Consider the following 14,574-nt stretch of genomic DNA (forward strand, 5'->3'; position numbering starts at 1 on the left):
CGCCGCAGGCGACCGGGGGCAGCGCCCCCATCACGCCCTCTCCGCAAAGCCTGGTTCGTCAGGAAACGCCCAGACCCATCTGCATCAGCATCCGGCGCACCGGTGCGGCCCCGTACAGCGTCTGCAACCCGGCGGCCCGCAGATCCCGCAACGGCTGGGGCGCGACTTGCGAGGCGCGGTTCAGCAAGTCGATGCCCGCCGCCCGGATCTTCACCTCCCGGTGGCGGGCGCGGTCATAGGCCTCCAGAACCTCTGCGCTGCCCGGATCGTCCGCCTTCCGCATCAGATCGCGCAGCGCCCGCAGATCCCCCAGCGACATGTTCAGCCCCTGCGCACCGATGGGCGGCAGCACATGGGCGGCTTCGGCCATCAACGCGATACGCTGACCGGCCATCCGGTCGGCCACCTGGGTCACGATGGGCCAGATCGCCCGCCGGGTCCGAAGGGTCAGCGGCCCGAGGATCCCTGTCGACCGCTCCGACGCTGCCGCTTCGAACTCCGCAACCGGCAGCAGGGCCAGGTCCTGCGCTTTCGGGCCATCTTCCATCCAGACCACGGCCGAGCTTGGGCAGCCCTCGAAATCGGGCAGGGGGACCAGGGTGAAGGGCCCGCCGCTGCGGTGGATCTCGGTCGAGATATTTTGATGCGGCTCTGTATGGGTCACCGCAAAGGCCAGCGCCTTCTGGCCATAGCGCGTCGTCTTCACGCTGATGCCGGCGGCACTGCGCATCGGCGAGGCGCGACCATCGGCGGCCAGGACCAGCCGGGTGCGCACCCGGGTTCCGTCGCTCAGGCCCACGATGGCGCCGCTGTCGCGGGTGAACAGGCTCGTGGTGCCGATCCCGGGGCGGAATGTGACGCGTTCCAGATCTGCAAGCTGGGCTACCATTTCCCGGCGCAGCAGCCAGTTGGGCAGGTTCCAGCCAAAGGGCTGTTCGGAAATCTCGGCGGCGCGGAAATCCCGGATCAGCCGGGCTTCGGGCGCGGGACCGCCGGCATCGACGATGCGCATGATCTCCAGCGGGGCGGCATGGGGGGCAAGGCGCTCCCACAGCCCGGCATCCTCCAGCAGCGCACGGGCCGGTTGCAGAAAGGCAGTGGTGCGCAGATCCGCACCCTCGGCACTGCGATCGGTCACCGGGGCGGCGGGATCAAGGCAAAGCACCTTGTACCCTTCGGCGCCCAGCAGGCAGGCTGCGCTCAGACCGGCGACGCCGCCGCCCGAAATCACGATGTCAAAGCTTTGATCGGCCATGGCCGGGCACCTCCTGATTTGGTCCCGCTATACCTAGCGGAAAATCCGCTCAGATCACGCGGGCAAGAAAACCGGACAGGTCGTCGGTATGAAAATGCACATGCGGCGCGGTCACCGGCGCCTCAGCCACATGGACGCAGCGCAGGCCCATGGCGTGGGGCTGGGCCAGATTGCGGGGATCGTCCTCGAACATCGCGGCGCAGCTGGGGTCCAGTCCGTCGGTGCCGAAGATCACGTCATAGGCGTCGCGGTCCGGCTTGGGGCGGAACCCGGCGTGTTCGATCCCGTAGATCGCATCGAAACGCCCCGCCAGGCCGCGCGATTCCAGCACCCGTTCGGCATAGGGGCCGGAGCCGTTGGTATAGACGATCTTGCGGCCGGGCAGGGCGGTGATGCGGTCAGCCAGCACCGGATCGCGTTCCATGTGGCTGAGGTCGATCTCGTGCACCTCGGTCAGATAGGGCAGCGGGTCGACATCATGTTCGCGCATCAACCCGGCCAGCGTGGTGCCGTGATTGTGCCAGTAATCCTTGCGCAGCTGATCCGCCTCGGCCTGCCCGAGGCCAAGGGTACGCATCACCCAATCGGTCATCCGGACCTCGATCTGATCGAACAGCCGGGCCGAAGGGTGATAAAGCGTATTGTCCAGGTCGAAGACCCAGGTCGTCACATGGGAAAAGGCATCTTTGGGCATGGCCTGACGCTATCCCTACCGCGCGCCGGTCGCAAGCGCCCGCAGCTTGCCTGATCGCCGCCCCGCCCCTAAGGTGCGGGGACGTTGAAAGGAAACAGCCAATGGCCAGTAAACCCGCGCAGGGAGACGCTTATTCCCTGATTCTGGAAGCCATCGATGTCGGGCTCTACCGCCCCGGCGACCGGCTGGTGGAAAGCGAGCTGGCCGAGCGTTTCGGCGTTTCGCGCACCCCGATCCGCGAGGCGCTGCAACGGCTTGAGACTCAGGCCCTGCTGACCCGCGACGGCCGGTCGCTGATCGTGGCCTCGCTGGATCACAACCAGTTGGCCGAGCTTTACATCGTGCGCACCGAGCTCGAGGCCCTGGCGGCCCGTCTTGCCGCCCGGCACGCCACAGCCGAAGAGATCCGCGTCCTGCAGGACATGGTGGCAGACGATCAGCGCTATCTTGGCGATCCGCCCGCGCTCAGCCGGGCGAACCGGCGTTTTCACCACCAGATCCACCTGGCCTCGCACAACCGGTTCCTGGTGCAGCAGCTTGACCTCGTGCATCGCTCCATGGCGCTTCTGGCCACCACGTCGCTTGCGGCCGAGGGGCGCGACAACGATGCGCTGAGCGAACATGATCAGATCGTCCGCGCCATCGCCGCCCGGGACGAGGATCGCGCGGCGGAAAGCCTGCGGATCCATATCTCGAAGGCCTTTGTCACCCGGCTGAAACTGGATGCCGCCCGCGACGACGGGCTGATCTGACCCGCGTGGCACTGCCCCGGCAGTGGAACCGGCCTAGTGGAGGGTTTGTCCTGGCGCGGCGAGGTCCGGTCCTGCCGCGACAGGCGGCCCTTTCGCCGATGCAGGTTCATGGCACGGGGGCACTTGCGTGCAGGGGACTTCGGGCGTTCCCGCCATGGCGGACCGGCGTTTGAACAGCTGGGTGGAATGGCCATGCTGGGTTTTGTCCCAGTAGAAGGGACAGACGATCATCTCGTAAAGCGCCTTGTAACAGGCAAGGCATCCGAGCGGGTAGTAGAAGTGCAGGCTGGGCACCCAGAACCAGAGCCGCCGGTGCTGGGATCGCGAGACCGCGACGATGCCGAGAATGATGTTCTGCAGTTCCGCGATGACGAAGAAGGTGGTGAACATCTTCAGCATCCAGTAGGGTACCAGCCCTGCCAGCGGATGCGGCAGCCCCAGCATCAGCAGCCAGAGCGACCAGAGCAGGGGCGCCAGCAGGAATTGCGATATCGCCGAGATGAAGTGGATCTGGAAGCCGAAAAATTGCCAGGCCCCCATCTGACGCATCGACAGCAGCGGCTGGCGCATATGCACGAGGTAGGTGACCATGTAGCCCTTCAGCCAGCGCGACCTTTGCTTGACCCATGGCAGGGCGTGGCAATTGGCCTCTTCGCCGGTGGTGCTTTGCAGGATCTCGGTGCGGTAGCCGTGCCGCGCCAGGCGATAGCCGAGGTCGGCATCCTCGGTCACATTATGCGCGTCCCAACCGCCCAGCCGTTCCAGCGGTGCGCGCCGCATGAAAACCGTGGTGCCGCCAAGCGGGATCGCAAAACCGAGCCGGGTCAGCCCCGGCAGCACCACCCGAAACCAACTGTTGTATTCGATGGTGAAACAACGGGCGAGCCAGTTCTGATGCGGGTTGTAGTAATCGAGCGCCCCCTGCAGGCAGGCGACCTCTGCCGGGGCGGCGTTGAAGCGTGCAGCAACCCGGCGCAGCTGGTCGGGGTCTGGCGCGTCCTCGGCATCATAGATCCCGATGATCTCGCCCCGGCAGAAATCCAGCGCATAGTTCATCGCCCGCGGCTTGGTACGCGGCAGGCCGTCGGGCACGATCACCACCCGCATCCAGTTCGGGATGCCCTGGGTGGCGACGACTTCCTGAGTGACCAGATCTTTCTCTTCCAGCACCAACACGACGTCGAGGTTTTCGCGCGGGTAATCCAGCCGCTCCAACCGGCGGATCAGCGCATCCGCAATGCCCCTTTCGCGGTACATTGGCGCCAGCACCGAGATCACTGGCAATCGGGTGCCCGGCGGCGGGCAGTCCGGTTCCGGCGGGCGGCGGTCGATCAGCCCGGCGATCAGGGCCGAGGATTTCATCACCAGCACACAGAGCAGCGTCAGCACCCCCCAGCAGACAAGGCCCAGGATCAGCGCACCCGGTGCCAGGGCCGTCAGGCCGATCAAGGCGGTAATGAACACGCCGGTTATCAGGTAGCGGCGGCGGTCGACGGACCAGGTCCGGCAGCTTTCGTGCGGGGGGACGCGGCTGGTCATGGTCCTGATCAACCTGTCGCCGTGATGCCAGGCCAGATAGCTGTGGATCGCGTCCCGACCCGCGATCACCGGACGGACCGAGATCCGCAGCGCCTGTCGCGGGGCGTCTTTCAGCTGCGTGTCGGCGGCCTCCGCAGCCTTTGCTTCGGCCCGCATCGCGGTTTCGATGGCGGGGATCAGGCTCAGGAAATCCTCTGGGCGAGCGGTGGCAAAGACGATGTAGCCCTGTTCCACCCCGTGCGGCACGATCTGGTGGCGGATGCAGAAGGTCGGGTCCAGCAGGTCCTGCAACGCGTCTGCGGGCCGATTGCGCCGCAGGTCGACACATTCCAGGCGAAAGCTGCGGGCGAGGCTCTGCAAAAGGTCCTCCTCGCTCAGCTGTCCCTCGGCCCAGTCACGGCGCAGGGCCCGGATCGGGTCGTCGTAGTTGGCGCCCTGACGCTGGACCGGAACGAAGGATGTCGCAGCCTCCTGAAAGCCGAAGATCCGGGCGGGTTCGCCGGCCTCGTGCAGGGGGCCCGACGGGCTGGTCCGGGCCAACGGGGCGGGCCGGGGCGGCGGCAGGTCAGGGAATGGGATGGGGTCTGGGCGGCCTGCAACATGTCGGCTGGCATCCCGGCGGCAGTGCGGGCGGCCTGCGCCCCACCCCCTGCACCGTCGCGAGCCATGCTGCGCGCGCCGTCTCGTGCTTCCAGCCTGCGTGGATGCAGCGCCATCCGCCAAACCCCGTTTCAACCTCGGCGGGAGCATGGCGCGGGTGGGGTTAACTCTGGGTTAATAGATATCCGGGGTCATATATCTGGAACCGCGGGTATATCCGACCCGCGTTCGATCGGGTCGGGTCAGGGAGGGGTGGTCAGGGAGGGGTGGCCAGACAGGGGCGGCTAGGAGAGCGGCAGGTCAATTCCGGCGGCGCAGGCATCGACCGCGCCTGCCAAAGGGTCAGGAGGCGACCTTGTCCATCGAGGCGGCGAAGCGCTCGAACAAGTAGAAGCTGTCCTGCGGGCCGGGGCTTGCCTCGGGGTGGTACTGGACCGAAAAGACCGGCCGGTCGGTCATGCGGATGCCGCAATTGGACCCGTCGAACAGCGACACGTGGGTCTCGGTCACGCCAGCGGGCAGCGACTGGCTGTCGACTGCGAACCCGTGGTTCATCGAGGTGATCTCGACCTTGCCGGTTTCCAGATCCTTCACCGGGTGGTTCGCGCCGTGGTGACCATGGTTCATCTTGACCGTGGTGGCGCCCAGGGCAATCGACAGGATCTGGTGCCCGAGGCAGATGCCGAAGATCGGCATGCCGGAGCGTTTCATCACGTCCTGGATCATCGGCACGGCATAGACGCCGGTCGCGGCGGGATCACCGGGGCCGTTGGACAGGAACAGACCGTCGGGTCCATGGGCCAGGACCTCGTCCGCCGTGGCGGTGGCAGGCAGCACGGTCACGTCGCAGCCGGCCGAGGCCAGGCAACGCAGGATGTTGCGCTTGGCGCCGTAGTCGATGGCGACGACCTTGTGACGGGCTTCGGTCTGCTTGGTGAAACCGTCGGGCCAGGCCCACCGCATCTCGTCCCAGCGGTAGGTCTGCGCGCAGGTGACTCCCTTGGCGAGGTCGAGACCGACCAGACCCGTAAAGGCGCGGGCCTTGGCCACCAGGGCCTCGATGTCGAAATTGCCTTCGGGATCGTGCTGAAGGGCCGCATGGGGCGCGCCGCGTGCCCGGATCACCCGCGTCAGCCGACGGGTGTCGATGCCGCCGATGGCGATCCGGCCCCGGCTGGCAAGCCAGTCGCCCAGTTCGCCGGCCGAACGCCAGTTCGAGGGTTCGGTCGGGTCCCATTTCACCACCATGCCGTCAGCCACGGGATCGGCGGTCTCGTCGTCTTCGGGATTGACGCCGGTGTTGCCGATATGGGGGAAGGTGAAGGTGACGATCTGCCCGGCGTAGGAGGGATCGGTCATGATCTCCTGATAGCCGGTCATGGCGGTGTTGAAGCAAAGCTCGGCCACGGTGATGCCGGTGGCACCGAACCCTTTGCCGTAGAAGATGGTGCCGTCGGCCAGTGCGAGGCAGGCGGTCGGTTTCTGTCCTTGGGAAAGGGGCATGGCGGCGACTCTTCTGGCTTGAAATTTGCGCATTCCTATGGGGCGGCGGGCGGCGGGTCAAGGCCCGAAGGCCATTCGCCTCGCGGCCGGGCCCTGCCTGTCCTGCGGGTCCCTTCCGGGCGGTGGGACATTCCCGCCCTGGTGCGACCCGAATGCTGCCGCCGCAGGCGTTTCCCTGCGGCCTTTGCCTATTGATCGGACGACACGGATATCGTCAGGCGACGTCGCGGCGCGGTCCTTGTTCGTCCCCGCCACATTCGGTATTGTCGGCAATTGCCACAACATCCGGGGATAGATGTGACATGTCACTAAGGGAAAAACTCAACGCCGAGATCAAGCAGGCGATGAGAGATCGTGCCAGCACGCGTCTGTGCACGCTGCGCCTGGTCAATGCGGCGATAAAGGATCGCGACATCGCCACGCGTGGAGACGGCAATGACGAAGGCGTCGGCGAATCCGAAGTTCTGGCCATCATGGGCAAGATGACCAAGCAGCGTCAGGAAAGCGCGCGCGCCTACGAAGAAGGCGGACGGATCGACCTGGCCCAGCAAGAGCTGGACGAGATCAAGGTGATCGAGGAATTCCTGCCCCGCCAGCTGAACCAGACCGAGGTCGACAAGGCCATCGAAGAGGCGATTTCGTCCACGGATGCGCATTCGATCCGCGACATGGGCAAGATCATGGGCCACCTGAAGTCGAAATATACCGGCCAGATGGATTTCGGCTCTGTCGGGCCGATGGTGAAGAAGCGCTTCGCCTCCTGATACCGGCGGGGGGGGCTGGCGTCGCGGCTGTTCCGCGCCGCCCCGGAGAACCGAACGACATTTTGCAAAGCCCCGGTGTGCCTCTGGCCGCCGGGGTTTTCGCATGGCGGTGGGGGGAACCTGCGCCGGGGGGACCCGGTTGATCCTTTGAGCACAAAGGAGACCTGTCATGAAAGCCCAGTCGAAATCCCAGCAACGTGCCGCCGGCGCCGCCCTGTCCGCCAAGCGGGGCGAGACGAAGACGTCGAGCCTGCAAGGCGCATCGAAAGATATGTACGAGTCGATGACGGAAGCCGAGCTTGCCGAGATGGCCGGAACGCAACGCAAGGATCTGCCCGAAGAGGCAAGCTAGTCCCAGCTAGAGTTTCATCCAGCCGCGTGCTGGCCGAAGGCCTGCAGCAATTCGGGGTAAAGCCGGCTGCGCTCGTCTTCGGACAGGAAGGCGCCGATTTCGACCTCGCGGCCATTGCCGGCCAGGGTGATGTATTGCGCAACCTTGCCGCCAGTCGGGTATAGCCGCACCGTGACCCAATAGGGATTGGCCTGCCATTCCTGATGCCGCCCGCGCGGTCCGCTGCGGATCAACTGGCAGGTGTCTGTGCCGATCTTCAGCACCTCGTGGATCTCCGTATCGCGGTAGGATCGATCCAGCCCCCACCAAAGCCCGGTCAGCGCCAGCATGGCAAAGGGCAGCAACCCCCAGAGCACAGGTGTGCCGATCATCGTCAGCAGCGGGATCGACACCAGTCCGAAAAACAACAGGATCACCACCGCAAAGCCCTGCCTGGGCAGCGAACGATAGGGCCTGAGCTCCAGCCGGGTGGTGTCCTGCCAGTGATAGGGCAAGGGGGGCTCCGTCATCTCTGTAATGGCCCTTTGGCGGGCCTTGGGGAGATCAAATGCAAAGGGGCGCAACATGGGCGCCCCTTTGTTGTTCCTGCGGCCGGTTCAGTGGGCGTGGCCCTTGTCCCAGTCTTCCTGCTTGGGAAGCTGCTCGAACGTATGTTCGGGCGGCGGGCAGGGCAGGGTCCATTCCAGCGTATCAGCGTATTCGTTCCAGTAGTTGTTCTCGGTCACCTTGGCGCCGCGGAACAGCGAATAGAACATGATGCCGAAGAAGAACAGGAACGACGCGAAGGACAGGAAGGCGCCCATCGAGGACCAGTAGTTCCAGACTGCGAAGCCTTCCGGGTAGTCGATGTAACGGCGCGGCATGCCCTGACGACCCAAGAAGTGCTGCGGGAAGAAGGTCAGGTTGGCCCCGATGAACATCATCCAGAAGTGCAGCTTGCCAGCCCATTCAGGGTACTGGCGCCCTGTCATCTTGCCGAAATAGAAATAGACCCCGGCGAAGATGGCAAAGATCGCCCCCAGCGACATCACGTAGTGGAAGTGCGCCACGACATAGTAGGTGTCGTGATAGGCGCGGTCCACGGGGGCCTGACTGAGGACCAGACCGGTGACACCGCCGACGGTGAACAGGAACAGGAACCCGAAGGCCCAGAGCATCGGCGTCTTGAACTCGATCGAGCCCTGCCACATCGTCGCGATCCAGCTGAACACCTTCACGCCGGTCGGCACCGCGATGACCATGGTCGCCATCATGAAGTAGCTCTGCTGCGTCAGCGACAGACCCACGGTGTACATGTGGTGCGCCCAGACGACGAAGCCCAGCACGCCGATCGCGATGATCGCGAGGACCATCGGCAGGTAGCCGAAGATCGGCTTGCGCGCGAAGGTCGAGATGACGTGGCTGATGATGCCGAAGCCGGGCAGGATGATGATGTAGACCTCGGGGTGACCGAAGAACCACAGGATGTGCTGGTAGAGGATCGGATCCCCACCGCCGGCGGGCTGGAAGAAGGTCGTTCCGAAGTTCCGGTCGGTCAGCAGCATGGTGATCGCGCCAGCCAGGACAGGCAGGGCCAGAAGGATCAGCCAGGCGGTGACAAAGACCGACCAGGCGAACAGCGGCACCTTGAACAGGGTCATCCCCGGCGTGCGCATGTTCAGGAAGGTGGTAATGATGTTGATCGCGCCGAGGATCGACGAGGCACCGGATACGTGCACCGCGAAGATCGCGAGATCCATCGAATACCCGCCTTCGGAGGTCGACAGCGGCGGGTAAAGCACCCACCCCACGCCCGACCCAAGCTGGTCATTGCCCCCCGGTGCCAGCAGCGAGCAGACGCCGAGCGTCAGGCCGGCCACGTAGAACCAGAAGGACATGTTGTTGAGGCGCGGGAACGCCATGTCCGGCGCGCCGATTTGCAACGGCATGAAATAGTTGCCGAAACCGCCGAACAGGGCCGGGATCACGACGAAGAACATCATCAGGACACCGTGATAGGTGATCATCACGTTCCAAAGATGCCCGTTGGGCGTACATTCCGCCGCAGACGGGAAGAGCCTTGCGCCTTCGAGGCACATGAACTGCACACCGGGGTGCATCAGCTCCATCCGCATGTAGACGGTGAACATGACCGAGATCAGACCGGCGCAGGCTGCGACGATCAGGTAGAGAATCCCGATATCCTTGTGGTTGGTAGACATGAACCAGCGGGTGAAGAACCCTCTGGTATCCTCGTGCCCGTGGCCATGAACGGCTGCGTCGGCCATGTCGTGCCTCCTGCTAGAGTTGTGCGGACGGCGGAACGGGGGACTCCTCCCATGCGCCAGAAATCCCTAGCTTTCTAAAAGACGGGATCATGCGGGGCAATGGCCGCATTTGACGCAGATCAAATTATTTTGTCGCAGGGGTTGTTCCGCCCAGCCCTGCTGCACTCCGCCCTTGATCTGCGCGCACCGGGTTCGGGCCGCATGGGCGGTGCAGGGCGGGCCGACGGGGGAATCGTCTTTGACGGGTGGCAGGGTAAGGGGCGGGCGACCTTGGGCTCAGGACCCGTCCGCCTCCGGCGCGACGCTGGCAAGATAGGCGGCGATGTCGTCCTGCCCTCTGGGCAGCTTGAAGCTCATCTTTACCGTCGCCGAACTGTCGTCCAGGAAGTCGCGGACGAAGGCCCGCGGGTCGGTAACATAGGCGGCCAGGTTTTCCTCGGTCCAGATCAACCCGGTCTCGCCGGCGGCGATCAGGTCGGCGCCATAGCGGAAGTCCCCGATCCCGGCCTGACGCCCGATCACCCCGTAAAGGTTCGGGCCCGTGGGACCCCCGCGCTGAATCATGTCCGAACCGTTCTGGATCTTGTGACAGGCGCGGCATTTCTTGTAATCGGCTTCCCCGGCCGCCGGATCACCCGCAAGGCCAGGGGCGGCCCCGGCCAGAGACAGAATCACGGACAAGGACAGGGCTGCAAGGGGTGTCTGGCGTGGCATGGAAAGCTCCGGTCGCGAAATGTCAGAGCGAATCCTAGCAAGCGATCGTGCGAATCCCCAGCCCCTGCGCCTCTGGTCTATTGTCGCAGGGCGGTCAGGTCGCCGTTGCGGGGTCGGGAAAGGCCTCGGGGAAGCGCGCCATCAGCGCCAGGTCAAGGTCGTCGATGGTGACCGGCAGGCCCAGATCGACAAGGCTGGTCACCCCCTGATCCGAAATCCCGCAGGGCACGATTCCCGAGAAATGGCTCAGGTCCGGCTCCACGTTGATCGAGATCCCGTGAAAGCTGACCCATTTGCGCAGCCGGATACCGATGGCGGCGATCTTGTCTTCGCGCGGGGTGCCATCGGCCAGGGGCGCCTTTTCCGGGCGCGGTACCCAGACACCGACGCGGCCTTCGCGGATCTCTCCCCGGATGCCGAAATCGTTCAGGGTGGCGATCACCCAGCCCTCCAGCGCCAGAACGAAGGCGCGGATGTCGCGCCCACGCCGGTTCAGGTCTAGCAAGACATAGGCGACGCGCTGTCCCGGCCCGTGGTAGGTATATTGCCCGCCGCGCCGCGCCTCATGCACCGGAAAGCGGTCGGGATCGGTTAGATCCTCGATCCGGGCCGAGGTGCCGGCGGTATAAAGCGGGGGATGTTCCAGCAGCCAGATCAGCTCTTCCGCGGTGCCAGCGGCGATGGCGGCCACGCGGGCCTCCATCTCGGCCAGGGCCTGTTCATAGGGCACCAGCCCGTCGGATTTGCGCCATTCCACCATGTCCCGCCCCCGGCAATCTGCATTGTTCGTTTCCGGGGCGGATATGCACCCGGTGCCCCGGATTGTCGAGATGGAGGCGGGGCAGGGACAGGCCGAGCGACCCGCTGCGCCGCGCCTTTTTTACCCGCCTTTCAGGGAGCGAAAACAGGCGCTTTCCGGCTCGGGAGAAGAAAATCCACATCGGCAGATTTTCCGCTTCACATTCCCGGAGACGCTCGGTATATGCCCGCTACCTACCTGATCACGTGCGGTCGTGGCGGAATTGGTAGACGCGCAGCGTTGAGGTCGCTGTGGGGTAACACCCGTGGAGGTTCGAGTCCTCTCGACCGCACCATTCATCCCGACACATCGCGGATGATGATGATCGACAGGCCCGCGACAAGCCGGGCCGCAGTGGGAAATCCAAGCCAGGAAGCACAGTCCCGACATCCCCATTGTGCGCGTCTTTGACACCTGCGGGCCGCGCAGGACCGTCAGCGACGGCCGCGTGGTGTTGAATTTCATCGGGCAAGCGCTGTCCGGCGCGCCGCTGACGATCTACGGCGACGGCGGGCAGAGGCGGTTCTTCTGTTTCATCACGGATATGGTCGAGGGGTTGGTGCGGCTGATGGCCAGCGCGGGCGACATGGCGCGGGCCTGCAACCGGGGCAATCCGCGCGCATGCACCGTGCTGGAGCTGGTCGAGGTGATCTCGGCCGCGGTCGGCACCGGCACCCGGATCCTGCAGGGACCACAGCCCCAATGGCGATCCGACTCGGCGCCAGCCGGATAACGCCCTGGCGTGGGCTGCTCTGGCCTGGGAGCCCGAGGGCGGGATCAGCGATGGGCTGCTGCGGACGATCGCCTGTTTCCGTGCTCTGAGGGGGGAAGCAGATCCGGGGCAGGGCCCCCGGCCGCGCAGGCTGACCCGCCAGGGGGCTGGCGTCTTTCCTCGGCAGAGTGGCGCGCCGCCCGCATTTTTTTCGCCCTGCAATCCCGGAATCGCGCGGAACGGGTCTTGCGTTGCGCCGCGACCGGGGGGAAACAGACCTTGCGGCCGGGCTTGTTCCCCACTGCCCCCGATTGCCCCGTCTGGCCGTTCGCGTTCACATTCGATACCCCCGCGCGCCCTGCCGTACCCGCTGAACCGGGTGCCGGGGCGGTCCCTGCGGGCGGATCCCCAGACAACGCGGGCCTGCTCCGCGTCGGAGCATCCCTATGCAAAGCAGCCAGAGCGGCGCGCGCCCCGGACTTGTCATGCTGGCCCTTGCCATGGGCGGTTTCGCCATCGGCGTGGCCGAATTCGCCACCATGAGCATCCTGCCCTTCTTCTCGGCCGATTTCGGCGTCAGCGAAGCCGAGGCGGGTCATGCGATCAGCGCCTATGCACTTGGCGTCTGTGTCGGTGCGCCTCTTGTCGCATTGTTGAGCGCGCGGGTGCCACGGCGCACCCTGCTGGTCGCGTTGATGGCCTATTACGCGGTGGTGAACGGCAGTTCCGCGCTGATGCCGGGCTGGGGTGGTTTCGCCACGTCGCGCTTTTTTGCCGGACTGCCGCATGGGGCCTATTTCGGTGTGGCCGGCCTGATGGCCGCCTCGCTGGTGGCGCGGGAAAAACGGGCGCAGGCGGTGGCGCGGGTGATGCTGGGCCTGACGGTGGCGACGGTGCTGGGCGTGCCGCTGGCCAATGTCTTTGGCGCGGTGCTCGGCTGGCGCTGGAGCTTTGCCATCGTCACGATCCTCGCCGCCACCTGCGCGATCATGGTGCATCTGCTGGCGCCGCGCCTTCCGGTTGCAGCCGATGCCAGCCCGATGCGCGAGCTTGCCACGCTGAAGCGGCGGCAGGTCTGGCTGACGCTGGCCATCGGCAGCATCGGATCGGGGGGCATGTTCTGCATCTATACCTACCTTGCCTCGGTCATCATGCAACATGCAGGCGGCAGTGCGGCCGTGGTGCCGATCATGCTGATGGTCTTCGGCGTCGGCATGACGGCGGGGCAGTTCATCTGCGGCTGGGCCGCGGACAAGTCGATCATGGGCGCGGCGGCCGGGGCGCTGGCGGTCAATGCGGTGATGATGGTCGCCTTCTGGGCCGTCGCCGGAAACCTGTGGCTGATGGCGCCCGTGCTGCTGGTCATCGGGATCACCGGCGGGCTGAGCACGATCCTGCAGACCCGGCTGATGGACCTTGCCTCGGACGCGCCGACCCTGTCGGCGGCGCTGAACCATTCGGCCTTCAACGTTGCCAATGCGCTTGGCCCCTGGCTGGGCGGGCTCGCGCTGATGGCCGGTGCGGGTTGGCCTTCCATCGGGCTGGTTGGCCTTGGCCTGTCGCTGGCCGGGCTGGTGATCTGGGGCATCGCCATGCTGGACGATGCGCCGCGTCGGCGGGGGATTCCCGCCGGCTGATCGTCCGGGGCTGGCGCTTGTCGGTGCCTGCTGCTGTTCGCGTGGATCAACCCGCCGCGTTCAGGGGCAGGCGTTCGATCAGGTGAAAACGGCCCTCGGCGTCCTCTCCCGCCAGGGCCAGGCTGTCGATGCGGAACGGGGCCGGCAGAGCGGGCAGAAGATTCGCCAGGGCCGCTTCGGTCGCGCGGGCCTGATCGTCAGGCAGGGCCCCTGACAAGGTCAGGTGAAAGCGGAATTCGTCCATGACGTAGGGATAGCCCCACTGCTGCAAAAGCGCCTCCTGCCGGTCCGACAGGCCGGCCTTGCGGCGGCGCGCGGTCTCGGCCGGGGCCGGCGGCGCGCGGAACGGGTCGAGGTCGCGGACCATGGTCCCGGCCAGCATCGCCAGATCAGTTGCATCCCCGACCGGCGTCAGGGCCAGAAAGCGCCGGATGCGGCGCAGGGCGAGCCCTTGCAGCAGGACGGGCGCTTGTGCCGCGCATAAAGACCGGGCCGCCGATGCCAGGGCCTCGGCGGTCTGGCCGTCGGCAAGGCTGAAGGGCGGCTTGATCGTGCCGTGAAAGCCGTATTTGCGCGGCCTGGCGGTGATGTCCTGCACCGTGCAGGGCAGCGGTCCGGTTTCGGGATGCGGACGGGGCTGCCCCGTGGCGATATCCCAGCCCAGCCAGGCGGCGCCGAAATCGGCCAGGGGGCCGGGCGCGGGCAGGTAATAGATCGCGAAGCGGCTGAAATCCTGCATCTTCGGGGCCTTCCTGTGGATCGGGTTCGCCTGTTGGGGCGCCTCATGGATGTGCGGTCCCCATCCGGCCAATTGCGCCGGGGATCGGGTCGCGTGACGCCCGGTCATAGCGTGGCGGGCATGACATGGAAATGACGCCACGGGCAATTTGTCGCGTACAGGGACCGCATTCGTCTGCGGAAGGCAGCGACCGGCAGGGACGCCCTGCCGTGATGCAAGCCGTGATGAAAAAGGGCCGCGACGGCGC

Annotated in this window: 14 protein-coding genes and 1 tRNA gene; 6 read left to right on the plus strand and 9 right to left on the minus strand. The window is 65.7% G+C overall.

Annotation, left to right across the window (positions count from 1 at the left end):
- Positions 1–58 precede the first annotated feature (58 nt).
- Positions 59–1,255, minus strand: a complete 1,197-nt coding sequence (locus PSAL_RS01400) for a UbiH/UbiF family hydroxylase (RefSeq protein ID WP_119839775.1) — start codon at positions 1,253–1,255, stop codon at positions 59–61.
- Positions 1,256–1,304: 49 nt separating this feature from the next.
- A complete protein-coding gene (locus tag PSAL_RS01405) occupies positions 1,305–1,949 on the minus strand; it encodes a pyrimidine 5'-nucleotidase (protein ID WP_119839774.1) in 645 nt (214 codons plus the stop codon).
- 101 nt (positions 1,950–2,050) lie between these two features.
- On the opposite strand from PSAL_RS01405, the gene PSAL_RS01410 reads away from it, so the two are divergent.
- Positions 2,051–2,701 carry a GntR family transcriptional regulator gene (locus tag PSAL_RS01410; protein ID WP_119839773.1) on the plus strand — a complete coding sequence of 217 codons (651 nt, stop codon included), beginning with the start codon at positions 2,051–2,053 and terminating at the stop codon, positions 2,699–2,701.
- Between the two features lie 33 nt (positions 2,702–2,734).
- Here the strand turns inward: PSAL_RS01410 and PSAL_RS01415 are convergent, their stop codons facing one another.
- Positions 2,735–4,780 (minus strand): glycosyltransferase family 2 protein, encoded by a 2,046-nt coding sequence (locus PSAL_RS01415; protein WP_231388580.1) that lies wholly within the window; start codon positions 4,778–4,780, stop codon positions 2,735–2,737.
- 402 nt (positions 4,781–5,182) lie between these two features.
- On the minus strand, positions 5,183–6,343 hold the full coding sequence (gene carA / locus PSAL_RS01420; protein WP_119838015.1) for a glutamine-hydrolyzing carbamoyl-phosphate synthase small subunit: 1,161 nt from the start codon (positions 6,341–6,343) through the stop codon (positions 5,183–5,185).
- Positions 6,344–6,645: 302 nt separating this feature from the next.
- Here carA and PSAL_RS01425 point away from each other — a divergent pair, with 302 nt between their 5' ends.
- Both PSAL_RS01425 and PSAL_RS01430 read left to right on the plus strand, forming a co-directional pair.
- Positions 6,646–7,107 (plus strand): GatB/YqeY domain-containing protein, encoded by a 462-nt coding sequence (locus PSAL_RS01425; RefSeq protein ID WP_119838014.1) that lies wholly within the window; start codon positions 6,646–6,648, stop codon positions 7,105–7,107.
- A 169-nt stretch (positions 7,108–7,276) separates the two neighbouring features.
- Positions 7,277–7,459, plus strand: a complete 183-nt coding sequence (locus tag PSAL_RS01430; RefSeq protein WP_119838013.1) for a DUF3008 family protein — start codon at positions 7,277–7,279, stop codon at positions 7,457–7,459.
- Positions 7,460–7,473: 14 nt separating this feature from the next.
- Here the strand turns inward: PSAL_RS01430 and PSAL_RS01435 are convergent, their stop codons facing one another.
- The 4 genes from PSAL_RS01435 to lipB form a co-directional block, all read right to left on the minus strand.
- A complete protein-coding gene (locus tag PSAL_RS01435; protein WP_119838018.1) occupies positions 7,474–7,968 on the minus strand; it encodes a DUF2244 domain-containing protein in 495 nt (164 codons plus the stop codon).
- 87 nt (positions 7,969–8,055) lie between these two features.
- Positions 8,056–9,726: a cytochrome c oxidase subunit I gene (ctaD, locus tag PSAL_RS01440; RefSeq protein ID WP_119838012.1), complete on the minus strand. Its 1,671-nt coding sequence runs from the start codon at positions 9,724–9,726 to the stop codon at positions 8,056–8,058.
- 276 nt (positions 9,727–10,002) lie between these two features.
- Positions 10,003–10,440 (minus strand): c-type cytochrome, encoded by a 438-nt coding sequence (locus PSAL_RS01445; protein WP_119838011.1) that lies wholly within the window; start codon positions 10,438–10,440, stop codon positions 10,003–10,005.
- Positions 10,441–10,534: 94 nt separating this feature from the next.
- Positions 10,535–11,200, minus strand: coding sequence for a lipoyl(octanoyl) transferase LipB (lipB, locus tag PSAL_RS01450; protein ID WP_119838010.1), 666 nt, complete (start codon positions 11,198–11,200; stop codon positions 10,535–10,537).
- Between the two features lie 247 nt (positions 11,201–11,447).
- Here lipB and PSAL_RS01455 point away from each other — a divergent pair.
- From PSAL_RS01455 to PSAL_RS01465, 3 genes are all read left to right on the plus strand, one after another.
- Positions 11,448–11,534: transfer RNA gene (locus tag PSAL_RS01455), tRNA-Leu, on the plus strand.
- A gap of 99 nt (positions 11,535–11,633) precedes the next feature.
- Positions 11,634–11,972: an NAD-dependent epimerase/dehydratase family protein gene (locus PSAL_RS01460; RefSeq protein ID WP_331274424.1), complete on the plus strand. Its 339-nt coding sequence runs from the start codon at positions 11,634–11,636 to the stop codon at positions 11,970–11,972.
- A 425-nt stretch (positions 11,973–12,397) separates the two neighbouring features.
- Positions 12,398–13,588, plus strand: coding sequence for an MFS transporter (locus PSAL_RS01465; protein WP_119838008.1), 1,191 nt, complete (start codon positions 12,398–12,400; stop codon positions 13,586–13,588).
- Between the two features lie 46 nt (positions 13,589–13,634).
- On the opposite strand, the gene PSAL_RS01470 is transcribed toward PSAL_RS01465, so the two are convergent.
- The gene (locus tag PSAL_RS01470) at positions 13,635–14,327 is read right to left on the minus strand and encodes a DUF1045 domain-containing protein (protein ID WP_119838007.1); all 693 of its coding nucleotides are present in this window, start codon (positions 14,325–14,327) and stop codon (positions 13,635–13,637) included.
- Positions 14,328–14,574: the final 247 nt, after the last annotated feature.

Origin of the sequence: Pseudooceanicola algae (assembly GCF_003590145.2) — a bacterium.
In the GTDB taxonomy this organism is placed as follows: domain Bacteria; phylum Pseudomonadota; class Alphaproteobacteria; order Rhodobacterales; family Rhodobacteraceae; genus Pseudooceanicola; species Pseudooceanicola algae.

Bases quoted from the DNA above. Each gene is read 5' to 3' on its own strand.
- carA (WP_119838015.1), bottom strand. From the start codon at position 6,343: ATGCCCCTTTCCCAAGGACAGAAACCGACCGCCTGCCTCGCACTGGCC.
- PSAL_RS01445 (WP_119838011.1), bottom strand. From the start codon at position 10,440: ATGCCACGCCAGACACCCCTTGCAGCCCTGTCCTTGTCCGTGATTCTG.
- PSAL_RS01430 (WP_119838013.1), top strand. From the start codon at position 7,277: ATGAAAGCCCAGTCGAAATCCCAGCAACGTGCCGCCGGCGCCGCCCTG.
- PSAL_RS01405 (WP_119839774.1), bottom strand. From the start codon at position 1,949: ATGCCCAAAGATGCCTTTTCCCATGTGACGACCTGGGTCTTCGACCTG.
- PSAL_RS01410 (WP_119839773.1), top strand. From the start codon at position 2,051: ATGGCCAGTAAACCCGCGCAGGGAGACGCTTATTCCCTGATTCTGGAA.
- PSAL_RS01425 (WP_119838014.1), top strand. From the start codon at position 6,646: ATGTCACTAAGGGAAAAACTCAACGCCGAGATCAAGCAGGCGATGAGA.
- lipB (WP_119838010.1), bottom strand. From the start codon at position 11,200: ATGGTGGAATGGCGCAAATCCGACGGGCTGGTGCCCTATGAACAGGCC.
- PSAL_RS01470 (WP_119838007.1), bottom strand. From the start codon at position 14,327: ATGCAGGATTTCAGCCGCTTCGCGATCTATTACCTGCCCGCGCCCGGC.
- PSAL_RS01400 (WP_119839775.1), bottom strand. From the start codon at position 1,255: ATGGCCGATCAAAGCTTTGACATCGTGATTTCGGGCGGCGGCGTCGCC.
- ctaD (WP_119838012.1), bottom strand. From the start codon at position 9,726: ATGGCCGACGCAGCCGTTCATGGCCACGGGCACGAGGATACCAGAGGG.
- PSAL_RS01435 (WP_119838018.1), bottom strand. From the start codon at position 7,968: ATGACGGAGCCCCCCTTGCCCTATCACTGGCAGGACACCACCCGGCTG.
- PSAL_RS01465 (WP_119838008.1), top strand. From the start codon at position 12,398: ATGCAAAGCAGCCAGAGCGGCGCGCGCCCCGGACTTGTCATGCTGGCC.